The 19,627-nt window shown below is 34.7% G+C and carries 25 protein-coding genes; 24 read left to right on the top strand and 1 reads right to left on the bottom strand.

Features of this window, described 5'->3' with window-relative positions; all coding sequences use genetic code 11:
- Positions 1-43 precede the first annotated feature (43 nt).
- The 24 genes from NST63_RS24405 to NST63_RS24290 all read left to right on the top strand — a co-directional run bounded on the left by NST63_RS24405 (position 44) and on the right by NST63_RS24290 (position 18,864).
- Positions 44-373: a terminase gene (locus NST63_RS24405; RefSeq protein WP_341043962.1), complete on the top strand. Its 330-nt coding sequence runs from the start codon at positions 44-46 to the stop codon at positions 371-373.
- A complete protein-coding gene (locus NST63_RS24400; protein ID WP_341043961.1) occupies positions 370-2,082 on the top strand; it encodes a terminase TerL endonuclease subunit in 1,713 nt (570 codons plus the stop codon). Before NST63_RS24405 ends, NST63_RS24400 begins: the two co-directional genes overlap by 4 nt.
- Positions 2,083-2,101: 19 nt before the next feature.
- A complete protein-coding gene (locus NST63_RS24395; protein WP_251345410.1) occupies positions 2,102-3,241 on the top strand; it encodes a phage portal protein in 1,140 nt (379 codons plus the stop codon).
- A gap of 5 nt (positions 3,242-3,246) precedes the next feature.
- Complete coding sequence (locus tag NST63_RS24390) at positions 3,247-4,032, top strand: head maturation protease, ClpP-related (protein WP_440706546.1); 786 nt, start codon at positions 3,247-3,249, stop codon at positions 4,030-4,032.
- 6 nt (positions 4,033-4,038) lie between these two features.
- Positions 4,039-5,208 carry a phage major capsid family protein gene (locus NST63_RS24385; protein ID WP_341043959.1) on the top strand — a complete coding sequence of 390 codons (1,170 nt, stop codon included), beginning with the start codon at positions 4,039-4,041 and terminating at the stop codon, positions 5,206-5,208.
- 17 nt (positions 5,209-5,225) lie between these two features.
- Entirely contained in the window at positions 5,226-5,582 is a 357-nt protein-coding gene (locus tag NST63_RS24380) for a hypothetical protein (protein ID WP_341043958.1), read from the top strand.
- Positions 5,579-5,890: a hypothetical protein gene (locus NST63_RS24375; RefSeq protein WP_341043957.1), complete on the top strand. Its 312-nt coding sequence runs from the start codon at positions 5,579-5,581 to the stop codon at positions 5,888-5,890. The genes NST63_RS24380 and NST63_RS24375 overlap by 4 nt, the downstream gene beginning before the upstream one ends.
- Positions 5,877-6,224 (top strand): phage head closure protein, encoded by a 348-nt coding sequence (locus NST63_RS24370; protein ID WP_341043956.1) that lies wholly within the window; start codon positions 5,877-5,879, stop codon positions 6,222-6,224. Before NST63_RS24375 ends, NST63_RS24370 begins: the two co-directional genes overlap by 14 nt.
- Before the next feature lie 4 nt (positions 6,225-6,228).
- On the top strand, positions 6,229-6,588 hold the full coding sequence (locus tag NST63_RS24365) for an HK97 gp10 family phage protein (RefSeq protein WP_341043955.1): 360 nt from the start codon (positions 6,229-6,231) through the stop codon (positions 6,586-6,588).
- Positions 6,585-6,914: a hypothetical protein gene (locus tag NST63_RS24360; protein WP_341043954.1), complete on the top strand. Its 330-nt coding sequence runs from the start codon at positions 6,585-6,587 to the stop codon at positions 6,912-6,914. Before NST63_RS24365 ends, NST63_RS24360 begins: the two co-directional genes overlap by 4 nt.
- Position 6,915: 1 nt before the next feature.
- On the top strand, positions 6,916-7,491 hold the full coding sequence (locus NST63_RS24355) for a major tail protein (RefSeq protein WP_341043953.1): 576 nt from the start codon (positions 6,916-6,918) through the stop codon (positions 7,489-7,491).
- A gap of 34 nt (positions 7,492-7,525) precedes the next feature.
- Entirely contained in the window at positions 7,526-7,876 is a 351-nt protein-coding gene (locus NST63_RS24350; RefSeq protein ID WP_341043952.1) for a hypothetical protein, read from the top strand.
- A gap of 259 nt (positions 7,877-8,135) precedes the next feature.
- Positions 8,136-12,557, top strand: a complete 4,422-nt coding sequence (locus NST63_RS24345) for a hypothetical protein (RefSeq protein ID WP_341043951.1) — start codon at positions 8,136-8,138, stop codon at positions 12,555-12,557.
- Positions 12,558-12,561: 4 nt separating this feature from the next.
- Positions 12,562-13,422: a phage tail family protein gene (locus NST63_RS24340; protein WP_341043950.1), complete on the top strand. Its 861-nt coding sequence runs from the start codon at positions 12,562-12,564 to the stop codon at positions 13,420-13,422.
- 18 nt (positions 13,423-13,440) lie between these two features.
- Positions 13,441-14,619 carry a hypothetical protein gene (locus NST63_RS24335; RefSeq protein WP_341043949.1) on the top strand — a complete coding sequence of 393 codons (1,179 nt, stop codon included), beginning with the start codon at positions 13,441-13,443 and terminating at the stop codon, positions 14,617-14,619.
- 12 nt (positions 14,620-14,631) lie between these two features.
- Positions 14,632-14,973, top strand: coding sequence for a hypothetical protein (locus tag NST63_RS24330; protein ID WP_341043948.1), 342 nt, complete (start codon positions 14,632-14,634; stop codon positions 14,971-14,973).
- Entirely contained in the window at positions 14,973-15,113 is a 141-nt protein-coding gene (locus NST63_RS24325; RefSeq protein ID WP_341043947.1) for an XkdX family protein, read from the top strand. Before NST63_RS24330 ends, NST63_RS24325 begins: the two co-directional genes overlap by 1 nt.
- A 35-nt stretch (positions 15,114-15,148) precedes the next feature.
- Complete coding sequence (locus NST63_RS24320; RefSeq protein WP_341043946.1) at positions 15,149-16,333, top strand: siphovirus ReqiPepy6 Gp37-like family protein; 1,185 nt, start codon at positions 15,149-15,151, stop codon at positions 16,331-16,333.
- 74 nt (positions 16,334-16,407) lie between these two features.
- Complete coding sequence (locus tag NST63_RS24315) at positions 16,408-16,902, top strand: hypothetical protein (protein ID WP_216386509.1); 495 nt, start codon at positions 16,408-16,410, stop codon at positions 16,900-16,902.
- Between the two features lie 5 nt (positions 16,903-16,907).
- Entirely contained in the window at positions 16,908-17,084 is a 177-nt protein-coding gene (locus NST63_RS24310) for a hypothetical protein (RefSeq protein ID WP_216386510.1), read from the top strand.
- Positions 17,085-17,146: 62 nt separating this feature from the next.
- Positions 17,147-17,365, top strand: coding sequence for a BhlA/UviB family holin-like peptide (locus NST63_RS24305; protein WP_078109218.1), 219 nt, complete (start codon positions 17,147-17,149; stop codon positions 17,363-17,365).
- 27 nt (positions 17,366-17,392) lie between these two features.
- Positions 17,393-17,641, top strand: coding sequence for a phage holin (locus NST63_RS24300; RefSeq protein WP_209391870.1), 249 nt, complete (start codon positions 17,393-17,395; stop codon positions 17,639-17,641).
- Positions 17,642-17,789: 148 nt separating this feature from the next.
- A complete protein-coding gene (locus NST63_RS24295) occupies positions 17,790-17,984 on the top strand; it encodes a hemolysin XhlA family protein (RefSeq protein ID WP_058006851.1) in 195 nt (64 codons plus the stop codon).
- Positions 17,985-18,048: 64 nt separating this feature from the next.
- A complete protein-coding gene (locus NST63_RS24290) occupies positions 18,049-18,864 on the top strand; it encodes an N-acetylmuramoyl-L-alanine amidase family protein (RefSeq protein WP_280616723.1) in 816 nt (271 codons plus the stop codon).
- Positions 18,865-19,204: 340 nt separating this feature from the next.
- Here the strand turns inward: NST63_RS24290 and NST63_RS24285 are convergent, their stop codons facing one another.
- The gene (locus NST63_RS24285; protein WP_341043944.1) at positions 19,205-19,420 is read right to left on the bottom strand and encodes a hypothetical protein; all 216 of its coding nucleotides are present in this window, start codon (positions 19,418-19,420) and stop codon (positions 19,205-19,207) included.
- Positions 19,421-19,627 lie beyond the last annotated feature (207 nt).

Genomic DNA, 19,627 nt, shown 5'->3' with positions numbered 1-19,627 from the left:
AAAATAAGACCTTCACATTAGGGGTGATGGGGGGAGGGGTAAGATGAAAAAAGTTAATTTTGATGAATTAAGAAAACAGTTATTAGCACGTATTGATACTGAAGATTTACTGGAAGTAAAGAAAGTAAATGATTTAATTCGCCTACATGAATTAGACTTAGAATGCGATAAAGTGATTGATCGTGATGGAGTCAGTATCACCATTGAAAATGGGTCGCAAAAATTTATAAAGAGTCATCCTAGTATGAATGAGAAAATGAAAATCAACGCTCAAAAAATTGCATTGGAGAAATCAATTAAATTTAAATTAAAAACAACTCCTGCCCCTGCATCAACTGTGGAAGGCAAACCAAAGCGTGGTAGTTTAATTTGATTAGTTATCCATACATCGATGAATATATTCGCCAGTGGCGGGATGGCGAAATCATTTTAAATAAGAGACGTATTAAATTGCTTGAATTGATTGAACGTGACATATTAACTGCCAATGATATGTATTTTGATAGTGAGCAAATTGAAAATTATATAGCTTTTACAGAAAAGTATTATTTTCCTTTAACGCTCACTCAGAAATTTAAAACTTGTTTCATTTTCTTGTATTACGAAGATGGTTCTTTAGTATTCGATGAACATTTAGACTATGAAGGCCGTGGTGGCGGAAAAACCGGACGTATTTCTACTCTTGCGAATTATTTCATTAGCGAGCTTCACGGCATAGATAGGTATAATGTGTCAGTTGTGGCAAACAGTGAAAAACAAGCCAAGATGTCATTTACAGAAGTGTTTAACACGATTGATAAAGACGATAGATTAAAAGCACACTTTAACCATAAAAAAGCTTTAATTGAATCACGTATCACGAAATCAGAGTTTCAGTATCATACGTCTAATGCAAATACAAAAGATGGGCTGCGAGACGGTTGCGTTATTTTCGAAGAAATACATCAATATGAAAACTCATCAACAGTTGATGTATTTACATCTGGACTTGGTAAAGTGCCTAATCCAAGAATATTTTATGTCGGTTCGGATGGTTATGTTCGTGAAGGTTTCTTAGACAAATTATTAGAACGAGCAGATAATTTACTGGATGGATCTGTGAGTATTCGTGATGATGGCTTATTTCCATTTATGTGCTGTTTAGATGATGAAGAAGAAATGCATAATCCTAAAAAGTGGCAAAAAGCTAATTCACAATTTCATCCACCACTAACGAGTTATGCAAAGACACTTTTAAAAACTGTGATGAAACAGTATAACAAATTAGAACATAATCCAGATGGTTATGAAGAATTTGTTACAAAACGTATGAATTTACCAAAAGTAGATTTAGAAAAAAGTGTAACTTCTTGGGAAAAGATTAAAGCAACTAATCAGGATTATGATTTAGACGAATTAAAAAGACGCGAATGTATTGGATGTTTAGATTATGCAGCTGTTCGTGATTTTGTTGCAATGGGATTGTTATTTTTGAAAAATGAAAATTACTATGTACCAAAGGAACTCACGCATTCATATATTTGTAAGCCATTTGCTGATAAGCATTATGCCTATAGCAAGAAAAAAGCCGAAAATAACAATAAGAAAGACCATCGTAAATTCGCACCAATACGCGAATGGGAAAACGATGGTCTTTTGTCTGTTTTGGACATTGAAACAATGGATCCTCACCTTGTTGTTAAATGGTTTGTCAATAGACGTGAGGAGGGATGGAACATTAAAAAGATAATCGGTGATAGCTTTAAAATGGATATTTTAAAACCATTATTTGAAGCAGCAGGCTTTGAGGTTGAAGTTATACGAAATCCCGATGCTGCCAGTGGTCTTTTAGCTCCAAGAATAGAAATTGCCTTTGAAAATGAGCAAGTTGTATTCGGAGATAATCCTTTAATGCGTTGGTATACAAATAATGTACTTGTTAAGCGACTGCCTAATGGAAATAAAGTTTATCGTAAGAAGGAAGAAGTTAAGCGCAAGACTGATGGCTTTATGATGTTTTTATATGGTGTGTGGGGATCTAGAGATTTAGAGGATTATGATGTTACAGATACACTAGATGTATTAGATGCTTTGAACTTTTAGGGAGGGGGTGATTATGTAAATGGGATGGTTAAGTGATGTATTAAAGCGAAATAGTGAGCTTGAATGGATGTTTGATTTAGACCTGACTTATGAAACATCTCATCGTGCTTATTTGAAAAAAATGGCTTTAGAAACATGTATAAATTTTATTGGCCGTACGATTAGTCAGTCTGATTTTAGAATCGTGAAAAATGGTAAACGGCAAATGAATGATTGGCATTATTTATTGAATGTAAGACCTAACACTGACCAAGCGGCAGCAGACTTTTGGCAAAAATTCATTTATGAATTGATTCATGAAAATGAAGTCTTGGTGATTCTTACTGATAATAATGATCTGTTAATCGCTGATAGTTTTACTCGTGTAGAATATGCAGTTTATCCAGACATTTTCAAAGATGTAACTGTTAAGGATTATACATTCCAACGTTCATTTAATATGGATGAGGTAATCTATCTCACATATAACAATGAAAAGTTATCAAAGTTTATGGATGGTATGTTCGATGATTTTGCAAACCTTTTTAGTCGAATGATAGAAGTTAGTTTAAGAAAAAACCAAATTCGTGGAAAAGTTGGCATGGACTCCACTCAAGATCTTACAGATAAAAACAGAACCAAACTACAAAACTTTATTGATAAGCTATTTAATTCGTTTAGAAATAATTCTGTTGCACTTGTTCCCATGCTAAAAGGTTTTAACTACGAAGAGGTTTATAGCGGAGAAAACAATGGTCAATCTGTGGAAGAACTAACAAAATTAAAGAGGTCATTGGTAGATGATGTGGCTAACATTCTTGGGATTCCTAATGCATTAGTTCATGGAGAACTAGCAGAATATGAAACTAGCATTAAAGCATATATAAAATTCTGTATTGGTCCTTTGATCAAAAAGATAGGTGATGAATTGAATGCTAAGTTGATTGATAAAGAGAACTATTTGAAAGGCGATAAAATTCAAATACGTGGTATCGCTGAATTGAACCCACTTGAAGTTGCTAACGCCGTCGATAAATTGCGAGCAAGCGGGGTTTACAACGGTAATGAAATCCGCGAGAAGTTAGGGGATGAACGAGTGGATAATCCATCACTAGATGAATATGTAATAACGAAAAACTATCAATCTGCAGATTCTGTTGAAGGAGGTGAGAGTGAATGAGAGGAATGACAAAAGAAGATTTCTTTAAGATGTTTAAAAACCAGTCGTATGTTGAGCAGTTGAAAGAGATTCCTCAAAAATTTAATGTTGTCCATGATGAAGAGACCAAAACTACCAATATTACTATTTACGGTGTCATTGGTTATTCTTGGTGGGGTGAAAGTTTTTCTGCAACGGATATTGATAATGCTCTAAATGAAGCTGGAAGCAATGATGTTGTTATTAATTTAAATAGCCCCGGTGGAGACGCGTATGCAGGGATAGCTATTTACAATCGTTTAAGACGTCATGAAGGTAAAGTGACAGTTCATGTAGATGGATGGGCTTGCTCAGCAGCATCTTTATTCCCAGCGGCAGCAGATGAAACAATAATGGGACTTGGCGCAATGATAATGATCCACCAAGCTTCTTCTGTTGTGTGGGGAACTAAAACTGAAATGAAAAAAGAAGCTGATGTACTCAATGAACTGGAAGAAGGTATCATCGATATTTACATGACCAAGGCGAAGTTAAGCCGTGAGGAAATTCGTGAAATGGTAGATGCTGAAACTTGGTTCAGTGCTAAGAAGGCTGTTGAGATTGGCTTTGCTAGTAAAGTAGAAGGTACAGAAGCTGAAGAATCACCAGAACCAAGCGATACTGTTTTAAATGCGGAGCAGAAACGTCAAATCCTTAATGAATTAAATGGTATTTTAAAACCAAATAATCAAACTAAGGAACCTTCTCCATCCCCTGCAATTGTAGGAGCAAACGAGAAAGGTTCTTTTAATTTACTTAAAAAATGGAGGTAACAAATTATGACAATGAAATTAAAAGGTACAATGGAAAATTTCGAAACTAAAAAACAAGCTTATATGGATGTAATGAAAGATGAAAATTCAACACCAGAGCAATTAGAAAATGCATTTAACGCTATGTTTACAGCTCTTCAAACGGATTTAACTGAAAAAATTACATCAGAAGCAAAAAACGAAGTGCATGACGCACAAATCTTAGCAGCACGTGGTCAAAATGTATTAACATCTACAGAACGGAAATTTTTCAATGAAGTAATTGCAAGTGGTGGATTTGCTGAAGATACTATTTTACCTATCACTACTCAGGAGCGTGTATTTGAGGATTTAGTATCTGAACATCCATTACTAGATGCTATTGGTTTAAAAGACTTAGGTGCAGTTACTCGATACATTTATTCTGATGCAAATAAAGCATATGCCTGGGGTGCGTTGTTCGGGGAAATCAAGGGGCAAATTTCAGCAGCATTTCGTGAAGAAAAAATTGAACAATTAAAACTTACGGCTTTTGCAGTTATTCCAAAGGATATGTTGGAATTAGGCCCAGAGTATGTTGAACGATATGTACGAACAGTATTAGTTGAATCATATTCTGTAGGTTTAGAATATGGGCTCGTAAATGGTCGTGGTCCTATTCAAAATGAGCCGGTTGGGTTAATGAAAGATGTTAACGCTGAAACAGGTGCCGTTACGGATAAAACATCAAGCGGTACTTTAACATTTGCTCCTTCAGAAAAAGGAGAAGTTATTGCTAAAGAATTAGGTGGTGTGGTAGTTGCCTTATCTAAAGACGCAAAAGGCAAAGCACGTAAAGTAGCAAATAAAATTGTAATGGTTGTTAATCCTGTTGATGCCATCAAGGTTCAAATTGGTAACACTATTCAAACGTCAACCGGTCAATGGGTGACAACTTTACCTTACAATATCTCTCCAATAGAGTCGGAGGAAGTGGCAGAAGGTAAAGCACTGTTCTTTGTTAAAGATGCATACTTGGCTGCTATAGCAGGTGGATATAAAATTAATAAATTTGATGAAACATTGGCAATTGAAGATGCACGTTTATACACAATGAAACAATTTGCAAATGGAAAGCCAAAAGACAACAAAACTGCACTTGTGTATGATCTTGATATTTCCTTTGCTCCTGCTGCACCAGATACTCCATCAGTTTAATGAAAGGATGATGTATTATGCCATATCAGGTAATTAATGATTTTAGAGATAAAGAGAATAATAATATTGTTTATCGTAAAGGTGATGAATATCCTGTTGAAGGTTATGAACCCACTAAAGAACGCATAGAAGAATTGTCTGCAGAACATCCTAAACATAAACGGATTTTTATAGAGAAAGTAGAAACAGAGGAAGAAAAAGCGGCTCGTGAATTAAAGGAGAAAGAAGAAAAAGAAAAGGCGGAAGAAGAAGAGAAATCCACTATCAGGAAAGAGTTGGAATCGTTTGGTGTTACAGTACATCCTAACACTGGCCTTGAAAAGCTAAGGGAAAAACTTGAAGAAGCTAAAGTGGCTAAAGAAAATAAGGAATGATGTCAATGAGCATCACCGATGATATTTTAAAAGAATTTAAAGAAAGGATGCACTTGGGGGACGGGGAAGATGATAACCTAAGACGCATCCTTTCTGCGTCTGTTAAAGCCTTAAATAAAAGATGTGGTAATTATGATATTAATAATGATGCTGATTTTAAGGAATTAGTTTTTGAACGTTCCAGGTATGTTTATAATGATGCTCTAGAATTCTTTAGCACAAATTTTCTTACTGAAATTAATAACTTAGCAATTGATAAAGCACTTGAAGAAATTGTGTTAGAGGATGATACAAATGCGACCATTTAAATATAATCCAAATAATAATTCAGGATCTTATAGACACCGAATCACTTTTTTAAAGCCTGTTTCCATTGAAGATGAACTTGGACAAAAAGAAGTTCAATGGGTGGAATACAAAAAGGCTTGGGCAATGATCAAAACGTTAAAAGGCTCCGAGTATGTAAATGCAGGTTCTGAACGTACAACAATTACTTCCCGATTTGTTATTCACTACACTGAGGGAATTACAGCAGAGATGAGGATTAAATATAACAATCGTATATTTGACATTATCGAACCGCCAATTAATGACGATGAAGCGGACAAAACATTGACCATCCTTGTAAAGGAAAAAAGGTGATCAAATGGTTAAGGTCAAAGACCTGTCAAAAGAAATTGCTAGACAACTATCTTTATATACAGAGTCTGTAAAAGAAGAAGTTGAAGTAATAAAAGAAGATGTTACGAAGGAAGCAGTGTCACTTTTAAAGCAAAAAAGTCCAAAGGATACAGGTAGTTATGCAAAAAGCTGGGCTCGAAAAAAGGTCGGTAAAAATATTGTTATTTACAATAAGGCTCCTAATTATCGACTCGCACACCTTTTGGAAAATGGGCATGTTAAACGTGGTGGTGGCAGGGTGGCAGCGAGGGTTCATATACGACCAGTTGAAAAGAAGACTGTGGATGAATATGTGAATAGAGTGGAAAGGGCGATTAGACAATGAATCTAGTTCAATTAAAAAAAATACTCAATGAAACGGGTTATCCAGTCACTTATTCACATTTCACACCAACAGATAATAATCCAGTTCCTGATCCACCTTATATTTGTTATTGGACACCGTATTCTTCTCACTATATTGCTGACAATAAGGTCTATCAAAAGATAGAAAATGTTCAAATTGAACTTTATACCTTAAAGAAAGACTTATCAGCAGAAGCTAAGCTTGAATCAGTACTAGATAAATATGAAATACCCTACCAAACTACTGAAACATTTATAGAATCAGAAAATTTATTTCAAAGAATATATGAAGCGAGGTTGATTTAATATGCCAGAAAATAAAGTAACATTTGGTTTAAAAAATGTTCACTATGCTCCTTACAACGTAGTAAATGGAAAGATCACTTTTGAAACTCCTATTAAAATGCCGGGTGGTATTGAATTATCCTTGGAACCACGTGGGGATATGATCGAGTTTTATGCAGATGATATGCTCTTTTATTCTGCAAGTAATAACCAAGGGTACGATGGTACATTATCAATTGCCAATATCATCGAACAATTTGCCATTGATGCTTTAGGTGAACAAAAGGACGAAACCGATAAGGTATTGAATGAATTAGCGGATGCTAAAGGGAAACCATTTGCACTTTTGTTTGAATTTGATGGTGATGTAAAAGCTACTCGCCATGTTCTATACAATTGCACAGCTAACCGTCCAACAGTAGGATCAAAAACAAAAGAAAGCTCAGCTGAACCAAATCCAAATGAACTAACATTTGTAGCTAGTCCTCTAGAAATCGACGGTAAATTAATGGTTAAAACAAAGACTACAGCTGAAACTCCTGCAGCTATTTATGATGCTTGGTATACAAAAGTCTATGAAAAAACTCCGGCAGCATAAGGGTGTCTGAATGAATTCAATGAGGTGATTAAATATGGAAAAAACAGTTACTATAGATGGTAAAGAAATAAAGTTTAAATCAACAGGGGCAACACCTATTCGATTCAAGTCTCAATTCGGAAAAGATTATTTTACAGAAATCATGAAACTAGGTGTACTTGATAAATTAAACAAAATACAAGATGATGATTTTTCTGCTGAAGACCTTGAAGGACTAGACTTTGAGGTCTTTTATAATATTGCTTGGGCCTTTGCAAAAACAGCCAATAATGAAATCCCTGATCCACTTGATTGGTTGGATTCATTTGATGAATTTCCAATACTTGATATTGTTTCAGAACTAATGGAAATGATAACGAAAACTATTCAATCTAAAAAAAAATAAACGATGATGGCCAAGGAACGGACAACGATGGAGAGTTTTCCACTGAACTGTTCCTTGCTCTTTGTTATAAATGCAAGTTAACTAGAAACGATCTAGAAGATATGACAATTGGAATGTGTATGGACTATATTCATGAATTTATAGACATGCAAAAACCACCAAAGAAAAAGGCTAGAAAAGCCACACAATCCGATTTTGATTCATTTTAAGCACTCTTTTATAGGGTGCTTTTTTCTTTGTTTGAAAGTGGGGTGAGGATATGGCAGGTAGTAATAAAATCAAAGGTATTACGATAGAAATAGGGTCTGATACAGTAGGTTTGGAGAAAGCTCTATCAGATGTAAATAAGCAAAGTACAAAGCTTCAAACTGAATTAAAAGACGTGGAACGACTTCTAAAATTTAATCCTGGTAATGCAGAATTGTTAGCACAGAAACAAAAGCTTTTAGCTGATCAAATTCAAACTACAACTCAAAAATTAAATCAGTTAAAAGAAGCTCAGTCCCAAGTTGATCAGCAATTTGCACAAGGGAAAATATCTGAGGAGCAATATCGTGCCTTTAATCGTGAACTTGTTGCAACACAAAGTGTGCTAGATGGTTTAAAAGGGAAATTATCTTTCGTTAATCAAGAACAAGATAACATTGCTAAATCTACTAGACAATTAAACACACTTTTTGAAGCCACAGGGACTAGCGTAGACAATTTTTCAAGTGCTTTAGGCGGAAGGCTTACAAATGCTATCAAGAACGGTACAGCATCTTCCAGACAGCTTGAGGATGCTATTAATAAAGTTGGGGTAACTGCCCTAGGTACAAATGCAGACTTGGATAAAATGAAACGATCTCTATCCAAAGTTGATGACGGTGGTTCTTTAAAGTCTGTAAGGAAAGAATTAAGTCAGGTTGCTAAAGAAGCTGAGAATGCAGAGGATAAAGTTAACGGTTTTGGTGCTGAACTTTCAGGGGTTGTTGGTGCTCTTGCTGCAGGTGGTGGAATAGCTGCAACAATTGAAAAGGCTCTAGATACCTCATCGTTAAAAACCAAAGTTGACATTACATTTGAAGTTCCGGAAGAATCTAAAGAATCTGTTCGCGAAGCTATAAGATATATTGAAGCATATGGTGTGGATGGAGAAGCAGCACTTGAAGGGGTTAGACGTCAATGGACACTTAATAAAACTGCAAGTGATACTGCTAATAGTACAATTGCAAAAGGCGCAGCTGTCATTTCTGAAGCTTATGCAGGAATTGACTTTATTGAACTAATCCAGGAGATCAATGAAATATCTGGTGAATTAAAAATAACTAACGATGATGCCATTGGATTGGTTAATTCTTTATTGAAATTAGGTTTCCCACCTGAACAATTAGATACCATTGCTGAATATGGACAACAACTCCAGCGGGCTGGATATGATGCTCAAGAAATCCAAGCAATTATGGCTGCAGGGGTAGATACAAAAACTTGGAATATTGATAATCTTTTAGATGGTCTTAAAGAAGGCCGTATTAAAATGGCTGAGTTTGGAGCTGGAACTGACAAGGCAACTAGACAAATTATTGTCGGAGCAGGATTATCTATTGAAAAGTTTGAAGAATGGGGTACCGCAATAGCCAAAGGTGGAAAAGAAGGAAGCCAGGCTATGGTAGAAGCAACAAAGGCTCTAAATGGTGTAAAAGACGCAACAGCAAGGAATGAACTTGGAGTTAAGATGTTTGGAACCATGTTTGAGGATCAAGGTCAAAACATTATTAACACAATTCTAAATGCACAAAATGCAACTGTAGATTTAAAGGCTAATCAAGATCAACTAAACGATGCTATTTCTAAAATGAATGCTGATCCAGCGATTCAATTGAAACAAGCATTTGCTGATTTAAAAACGGCTGCTGAACCATTTTTATTAAAGGTTGCAGAGCTAGTTTCTAAAATAGCTGAATGGGTAAAGGAAAACCCTACATTAGCTGCTACAATTGCAGCAGTCGGCACAGCACTTGGTGTATTAATGGGTATTTTTATTGCTTTAGGCCCGATTTTAACAGGATTATCTATAGCTGCAGGTGCTTTAAGTTTAAGCCTTGGAGCAATGATAGGAATTGCAGCAGGTATAGTTGCTGGCATTGCCGCACTAATTGCTGCAGGTATAGCAATATATAAAAACTGGGATGAAATTAAAGCGAAAGCCATTGAGGTATGGGGAGTTATAAAAGACTTTTTATCCTCCACATGGGAAGGAATAAAAAGTACTGCTGAATCAGTATGGACAGGCATTAAAGACTTCTTTTCTGGAATATGGGAAGGGATTACAACAGCTGCCACATCAATATGGGATGGAGTTACATCGGTATGGACTTCAACCGTTGAAACATTAAAATCTATTTTTACTCCAATAGTTGATTTTTTTACTAGCACATGGGATTCAGTTTCCAGTGCTTTTTCTAATGCCTGGAATAATATTAAAAGAGTTTTAGAAACATCATGGAATGCAATTAAAACAATGGCGCAATCATCATGGGAAATTATCAAGAATGTTATCCTTGGTCCTGTTTTATTATTAATAGATTTATTAAAAGGTGATTTTGACGGATTTAAAAGTCATTTATCACAGATTTGGAACAACATTAAGACTGCTGCTTCAACTGCTTGGAATGCAATTAAGACAGCAATTTCCACAATCATCAAAGCCTTTGTGGACGGTGCTAAATCCATATTTGAAGGATTTAAAACTGCAATTAGTACAATTTGGAATGCAATGAAAACAACTGCTTCAACAGTGTGGAATGGAATCAAGAGTGCTATTTCAAGTATTGTTAATGCCATAAAAACAACTGTTGTAAGTGTTTGGAATGCGATTAAAACAGCTATTTCAACGATTATAAATGGGATTAAGTCAACAGCTACTAGCATTTGGAATGGGATTAAATCCTCAATAACTTCTATTGTTAATGGAATGAAAACAGCTATTACAAATGTCTGGGAAAACATTAAGTCTGCTACTAAAACGGCTTTTGACCAAGTTGTTAAGTTCATTAAGGACCCTTTAAAAGCAGTTGATCTATTTTCTATTGGAAAAGATATCATTCAAGGTTTACTAAATGGTATCGGTTCACTTGCTAAGTCTGTTTGGGATAAAGCGAAGGACATAGCAAACGGAATAGGAGATAGCATTAAAAAAGCCCTTGGTATCCATTCTCCATCTAGGGTTACAACAAAGCTTGGAGAGCACACTGGTGAAGGTTTTGCCAAAGGGATATCCAATAAACAAAAAGAAGCAGAAAAGGCAGCTAAAAAGAATGCTCAGGCAGCAGCTAAAAACTTTAAAGAAGCTTTAGATAAAGAAAATTACCGTTTTAAAATGGGTGAGGTAGATGCTCAAGCACATATAAAGTCTTTAGAAAAAATAAGAGCTCAATATGCTAAAACCCCTGAACAAGTAAGAAAAATCAATCTAGAGATTGAAAAAATCAGACAGGATTCAGTGAAAAAGCAAGCTGAATTATTAAAACAGCAATTTGAACAATCCAAATCATACATCGAAAAGAAAAAGCAAATGAATGAACTTTCTCTTGCTGACGAACTTGCTGCATGGGAACGTGTACAAGCAAGATATAAAGTTGGATCAAAAGAGAGAGAAGAGGCTGAACAAAATGTTTTCCGTGTAAAAAAGGAAATTCATGATAAATTAACATCTTTGAATGAAGAGTATGTTACAAAGGTTCAAGAGATTAATCAGAAGTTAATTGATGAAGAGAATGCCCTAAATGCTGAATATCAAAAGGCGGTTGAAGATCGTACAAAATCATTGTATTCATTCGCAGGGATATTTGATGAAGTCTCTCAAAAGGCTGATGTTACAGGGGATAAACTCCTTAAAAATCTTGAAGATCAAGTATCTATCTTTAGCGAATGGGCTACAAATATTCAACAACTAGCTGAAAAAGGGATAGATAAAGGGTTGCTTGCGGAACTTCGTGAAATGGGTCCTAAAGCGGCTGCAGAAGTTTCAGCTTTAAACAGTATGACTGATTCACAATTACAGGATTTTGTTCGATTGTGGAAGGTTAAAAATGAACTTGCTCGTTTACAGGCCACAAGTGAATTAGAAGGACTTAAAACTGATACCAAAAAGAAAATAGATGAATTGCATAAAAACGCTAATTCCCAATTGGAGCAACTTAAAACGGATTGGACTAAAAAGGTTAAGGATATTCGTTCTGGAACTACAGCTGAATTTAATGCTATGAAATCAAGTATGAATAGCATTGGTCAGAATACGATTAAAGGTTTAATGAATGGATTATCTTCAATGACAGGTCCTTTATTACAACAAGCTAGGGAAATTGCAAATTCTATTTCTTCCACAATCTCTAAAGCATTAGATATTCATTCACCATCTAGAGTAATGATGAGACTTGGAGAATATACAGGGCAAGGGTTAGCTGAAGGGATGAAAAACAGTATTAGGGGAATAACCTATCAAGCGAATGAATTAGCAAGAGCTGCTGTTCCAAGTGTACCAGGTTCTGATGTTTTAAATGGTTCCGTACCAGGTTCTCAATTGCCAGCCATCGAACAAAATTTTAACTTTTACCAACCTAATCCATCACCTTATGACGTATCAAGAAAAACTAAACAGGCAATGGTCCAATGGGGTATGGAATTTAATTTAGGAAGGTGATCAAGTGGCTGAAAAAGTAACTTTTATCAATTCTAGAGGGCAGTCTATTGAAATAAGTAATAGACTTCCTTTTTTATTAGAAAATATTGATGGAAAAGGTGATGTGCAAGCTGATATTCAAACGTCAAAGGCTCCCTACCAAGATGGAAATACCTTTATTGATGCTCGACTTCAACCACGTCCAATAACTCTTTATATTTCAATTATTGAATCTAGTAGAAATGGATTATTAGAAAAACGTCAATTGTTATCTTCTATCTTTAACCCTAGTTTGGGTAAAGGAAAATTGATTTATGAGAATGGAAATACAAAACGAGAAATATGGGCTGTTTCAGAAAATGTTCCAACATTTCCTTTGGGTTCTGATAATAAAGGACAGTGGTATCAAAAGTCTATTGTTAATCTCTTATGCCCTGATCCATACTGGCAGGATACTAATCCAACGAATATAAAATTGGAGGACTTTGTTTCACATTTCCGTTTTCCTTTTCATTTCCCAGTACGTTTCGCATCAAGGGGAGATTCAAGGGTATTAGTTAACATTGGTGATGCACCTGCCCCAATCAAAGTTACCTTTAGAGGTGAGGTGGTAAATCCGAAGATTACCAATTTAACAACTGGAGAATTTATTTTGATAAATTATGCAATACCAGAAGGATATAACTTAATAATCACAACTGATTTTAATGGAAAAGATGTGAACATCGTTGCTCCCGACGGTGTAGAAACTAATGGAATGGGGTTTATAGATTTAAGCAGTGAGTTTTTCATGCTAAGGCAGGGAGAAAATGCAATATCGTTTCTTTCAGATGGTGGAAAACCAGAGGTATATGTTGAATTTAGAAATCGTTATGTAAGTGTGTAAGTAATTGGAGGTGCTGTTATGGCAGAGAATTTTAGTTTTTTTGATCCAGTTGAAGTTGCTCCAGGAGTTTGGGATCGTGAGTATTTTGCACAACAATTTACTGATTATTTCCGAAGGTTAGTTACGACTGGAGTTATGAAAGGTGAGAGTGGTGAACTGAAAGTTTCTACCGAAGGAAATTCAATGATTACGACTCTTAATACAGGAGTTGCTTATGTTGTAGGTAGGAGTTATGAGAATACTAGTCCTTTATCTCATACGCATGATACTGAAGTACTTGGGAAAAATCGTATTGATAGAATTGTAGTAAGGTTAGATTTAAGAACTGAATCTCGATTTGTAAAATCTTTTATTAAAAAAGGTGTAGCATCTACTATTCCAGTTCCCCCTGCATTACAAAGAGATCAATTTGTTTATGAAATCTCTTTAGCACAAGTAAAAATTGTCGGTGGTCAAACCTATATTAATGTAAATGATGTGATTGACGAAAGAGGGAAAACAGATATATGCCCTTGGGCAGGTTCTAAGATTCTTCCAAACTTTGATAACAATGCTCTATTAGAACATGTTCACGATTTTACAGAACATATACCCTATGCAATAACAACTGGTGATGGTAGTGTATACAACGTTGAAATAGATCAATCCATCACAGAGTATAAAGAAGGATTAGCGTTAGCAATAAAAATACATTTAACAAATAATCGTTATCCTAAAATAAATGTAAATGGAATAGGCGAAGCATATATAGCTAATCCAAGTAGTGGTTTGTTAATAGCTGGTTTATTACAGAAGGGGAATGTTTATACATTAAGGTTTAATGGTAATGCATTTATAATTCAAGGTGAAACCGAATATAAGACGTCTTATTATTTTATTAATCCTTGGTCGGGTTGGCTTGCTGAAGATAGTTCAAAAAATGCTGTAAGAAGGGTGGATGATATTGTTTATGGTTTTGGAATTATGAAAAAAGAAGGTGCGAATTCAACACCGATTATTGCACAATTACCACAGGGATTTAGACCGACCTTTGATGCACCTTTTAATTTGTATGGTGGTGTTAATGGCACAAACCAAGTTTTTAATGGATTGATAACTACACAGGGTTATTTAATGATAGATCCTAAAACACCAGTCAGTCAGATAAATAATAACAATGAAATAACGTTTATTTTTTCATTTATGCTCAAGTCTTAGGAGGGATAAATGGTGAATCAAGTTTTAACGTATGCATACAAAGTAAATGAAGAGGGGTATATTATAGATGCACTACTTGTTAACCCGAATGATACATTAGATGATAGTATAGTCATAACCCCTATTCCCCCTGGACTCTTTGAACCAGTTTGGGTGAATGGTAAGTGGATAAGCAGTATGACTGAAGAGGAATTTGTAAAGAAGCAACAAGAATATGAGAGTGCTAATAAGCCTGATAATATTATTCTCGGTCAGCAATTAACTGAACGAGAGTTAGAAGCAATGGTTCATGGTCAGCAAATTACTGATTTGGAATTGAGAATGCTAATGATTGAAATGGGGGCGAGTAAATAATGACACTATTTGAATCATTGAAAGAACGCTATGCAAAGAACTGGTGCAGAAAAGATCAATTAAAACGATATGTACAATTAGAAGCAATTACACCTGAACAATACAAAGAAATAACTGGTGAAGATTATAACGCTGAATAGGCGTATTTTTTATGCTCTAAAAAGGCGGTGACTAGATGCAAAAACCAATACGGATTTTATCTGCAGACATGGATATATTAGGTGAAACAGAAGCCTATGAATCTATGTTTTTTACTAGACGTTTCCACACATTTGGAGACAATGAATTACAAATAAATAGGTACAAAAAACATGCTGATAAACTTCTCAAAGGAAACCTTATTTTAGTTGGTAAAGACCTGAATAAGGTTTTTATTATTAAACATCGTGAAATTGAATTAGATGAGCAAGGAAAGGCAACAGAAAATTGGATTATTAGAGGGTTGTCTTTGCAATCTGTAGTTGCCCAAAGGATCACCATTCCACCTGCATACACAGCTTATGACTATAAGAGTGGTAATGCTGAAACAGTTATGAAACATTACATTGAAAGGAATATTGTCAATCCAGTAGACCCAAGGCGAAAGATTCCACAACTTGTAATTGCACCGAATAAGAATAGAGGACCATCTATTTCCTGGCAATCACGTTATAAAAATCTTGCAGAGGAAATGACAGAAATCAGCTTAGCAACTGGATTAGGTTGGGATGTCATACTTGATTTAAAGAATAAACAATGGGTCTTTGATGTTGTGGAAGGAAAAGATGTATCTGTAAATCAATCCGTCCACCCTCCTGTTATTTTCAGTCCACAGTTTGAGTCTTTACAATCCCTACACTACACAGAGAGTGAATTAAATTATAAAAACTCTGCTTATGTAGCTGGTCAAGGCGAAGGTGTAGAAAGACGTATAGTTGAGGTTGGGAAAGAAGTTGGATTATCTCGACATGAGATATTTATCGATGCAAGGGATATTCCAGAAACAGAGGATATAGAAGTTCCTGATGGTGATGGTGGAACAACTAATGAAACTATTCCTAGACCGGTTGCAGACATCATAAAAGACCTAACAGACAGAGGAAATCAACAATTGGAACAACTAATTCAAGAGCATTATCTTGAGGGACAGATATTAACTTATAGTCCTTTTAAATATGAAAAGGATTATAATCTTGGCGATATTACAACCATTCAAAGTAAGGATTGGGGAGTAACATTAGATACCAGGATAACGGAAATCAAAGAAATTTATGAGGAAAATGGATTCCGAATCGAAGGAACATTTGGAAATAACAGGCCCACTTTAACTCAAAAGATTAAGCAGGAATTGGCTCAAATGAGTGGGGAAGTAAGGAAATAACACTTTTTAGAAGGAAATAGCAATCCATTAATTGAATACCACATTTAAACAAAATGTTTAGGAGTGGTATTGTAATGGATTCTATTTCTTTAAAAAGACTTGAAAATAATCGCTATGCGCTTAAAAAAGCATACGAAAGGTTAAAAAATGCAATCAAACAAAGAGATGAACAGGAAATTTACTCAGCAATTGGAGAGACTCTTCTATGGTTTTTAACAACTGAAGAATGGCATAAAAAGCATAATAGAGGTTACAAGAAAAGGAAAGAGTCAAATGAAAATGGGAAGATTTTATTTGGACTAAAGCACGCATATAACTCGATGAAGCATAATATGGAATTCATGACAATTCATAAACGTCAAGGTGGCTTTCATTTTCCAATGGTCTTTCCAGTAAGTTTTCCACCTATTACAGTTCATTGGATTAAAGCAGAAGGAGTTTTGGAAGGAGATCGAAAAGCTCAAAAGGAAAATTATGAGCAATACATCGAAGGTAAAGAAATACTAAGTACCTTTGAATCTGCTTTAGAATTTTTAGAAATGGAGTATCAAAATATTAATGAGGTGTGACCTTAATGAATCGAAATGAAGAATTGAATGTATTAGCTAAAAAATTAGGTAAACTTGAAAGTGATTTTAAAGTAAAAATCATATCAAGTAATGGCTATACCGATGCAATAATTGTAGATCAGATAAACGGTAAAGGCTATGAATACCAAAGAGGAACAATGATATTGGCAGAGGATGAATAATTTTACTCATAGAGCAATGTCTTGAACTGATCAAGGCTATTTTTATGTAGGCGGTGTTGCTTATGGATGCAAATCTTGCACAATATTTTTTAACCCAAGGACCCTTTGCGGTTCTTTTTGTTTGGCTTTTTTATTCTTCAAGAAAGGAAAGCCAAGAAAGAGAAAAACAACTGTATCAAACGATAGATGATCAGAATGAGATCATTAAAAGGTTTAGTACGAAATACGATATCATCATTACTAAATTAGACGATATGGAAGAACGATTACCACCTAGGTAGTCGTTCTTTTTATTTTCTAGAAGGGAGGTGAGATTTATGGATAAGGGTACTGTTATTAGAACTATAGTTTTGGCTATTGCTTTAGTGAATCAGTTCCTTGTAGGATTCGGTCTTTATGAAATACCGGGTACAGAGGAAGAACAGACAGCAGTGATTTCTTCCACATTCACATTTGTAACTGCAACAATTGCTTGGTTTAAAAATAACTATGTAACAGCAAAGGGGAAAAAGCAAAAAGAAGTGTTGAAAAAAGAAGGTTTAACGAAATCTAAGTAAGAGCAATGACTAAAAGATTACTTTTTTCTAAATAGCCTTTCCGAAAAAGGACAGGTTAGCATAACAATAGATTAAGAAATAATTATTTCTTTTGAAAACTGTAGCCAGCTATGTACCGATCGTATTAATATCTTTTAGGTGGTGCATTATGGAAGAACGAGTATCGAAACTTGAAAGTGATATTTCAGATGTTAAAACAAGGCTTGCAGTAGCAGAATCAAACATTAAAGACATAAAAGAAGATATCGCAAGTATAAAAAGCAATACGACTTGGATTTTGAGAATTGTTATTGGTGCAGTTGTTTCTGCGGTTTTAGGATTAATAATTAAAGGAGGAATGTAAAAAGTATCGTAAAGAGCGACAGCAATTAGTTGTTGCTCATTTTATTTTAAAAGGAGTTTTGTAAATGAAAATAGCAATCGATGCTGGACACGGAAAAAATACTCCAGGTAAACGTACTCCTGATAATTCCTTACATGAATGGGAGTTTAATAGTGGAGTAGTAACGAAACTAATAAATAAGTTAAATACGTGTGAGAATGTTTCAATATTAAGGACTGACGATCCAACAGGTAAAACAGATGTTTCTTTGAAATCCAGAACAGACAAAGCAAACAAATGGGGTGCTGATGTATTCTACTCTCAACACGGAAACGCTGCATATAGTTCATGGAATAGCGCAAACGGTCTTGAAACATTTGTATATACTTCATGGCCAAAGGATTCATTAGCATTCGCTAAAGTAGTACAAGAATATGTTGTTAAAGCTACAGGGTTACGTGATCGAGGAGTAAAAGCTAAAGACCTTCATGTACTGCGAGAAACAAATATGACAGCAATCCTACAAGAAGGCCCATTTATGAGTAATAAAAAAGAAGCGGAATTATTAAAATCAGAGGAATTCCGTGAGAAGTATGCAGAAGCAGTATTTCAAGCTTTTGTATCTCACTTTAAATTAAAAATCAAAGAGGTATCTAAATCAAATGTAAAGGATGAATCCAAAGTGGAAAAGAAAATTTCTTTTTATACTGGTGGATATTCGGGAGATTCGCTTGTAAAGATTCATAATTTCCTTATTCAAAAAGGATATTATTATAAGCCAATGCGTAATGATGGTGGATCTCTTTCATTTGAAATTGGACAGTTTACAGAAGGATCACCAAAAGCTAAAGAAATGGAGAATTTCTTAAAAGGTATTAATGCTTGGTATCAAATTAGATAGTTTTAAGGGGGAAGTATGGTTACCTAGAGTACGTACTTCCCCCTTAAACGGAACACCAAAAGTAATCTCTTGGGTAAAAATATTATTTGTTAGTGAAATAAAATTTATACAGATTGTGTAAATAAAAAATATGTGTATAATTTTGTTTTTGATTACCCATACTATAAATAATCCTGATATTGTTGAATCATATTGATAAAGCTCTTTCTCAGTTTGAGTGGGAGCTTTAATCATTTTGTGAGACAACCCAATCAAAAACACTTAATCATAATAAAATGTATTAAGCAGTTTATTATCCAGCTGGGGGCTTTTTTGTTTGAACACACAACATTGAAAGTAACTATTCTGGTTTATTTCCTTCTGCTACATCAATTAGCTTTTGAATATATTTATTTCTTTTTTGTTCGGGAAGCATATCCAACAGTTCCACGAATCTCTCATAGAGTTTCATGTCTTCTGGTGCTATACTTTCATAGAATTCTAGATCTTCTTGTTCCTTATTTTTGCGAATTTTAACTTTAATTTCTTCATATTTATTTTTTCTACTGATTTTCATAATGCACCTCTTAGAAAAATTGATCCATTTATATTAGTTTCTACAAGATGGTTCAATTTTCCTACAAAAAAATAATTATAGTACAAAATACACATAAAGATATTATTTATTTCACTTTTAATATAAGTAGTACTTCAATAATTCCTCGGTCCGATTTAATGAGATATTAAATGTAACTGTAATAGATTAAAAAACCGCCCATATGGA

The organism is Heyndrickxia sp. FSL W8-0496 (assembly GCF_038007825.1).
Taxonomy (GTDB): Bacteria; Bacillota; Bacilli; order Bacillales; family Bacillaceae_C; genus Heyndrickxia; species Heyndrickxia oleronia.
This window is presented reverse-complemented; position numbering and strand designations above follow the sequence as displayed.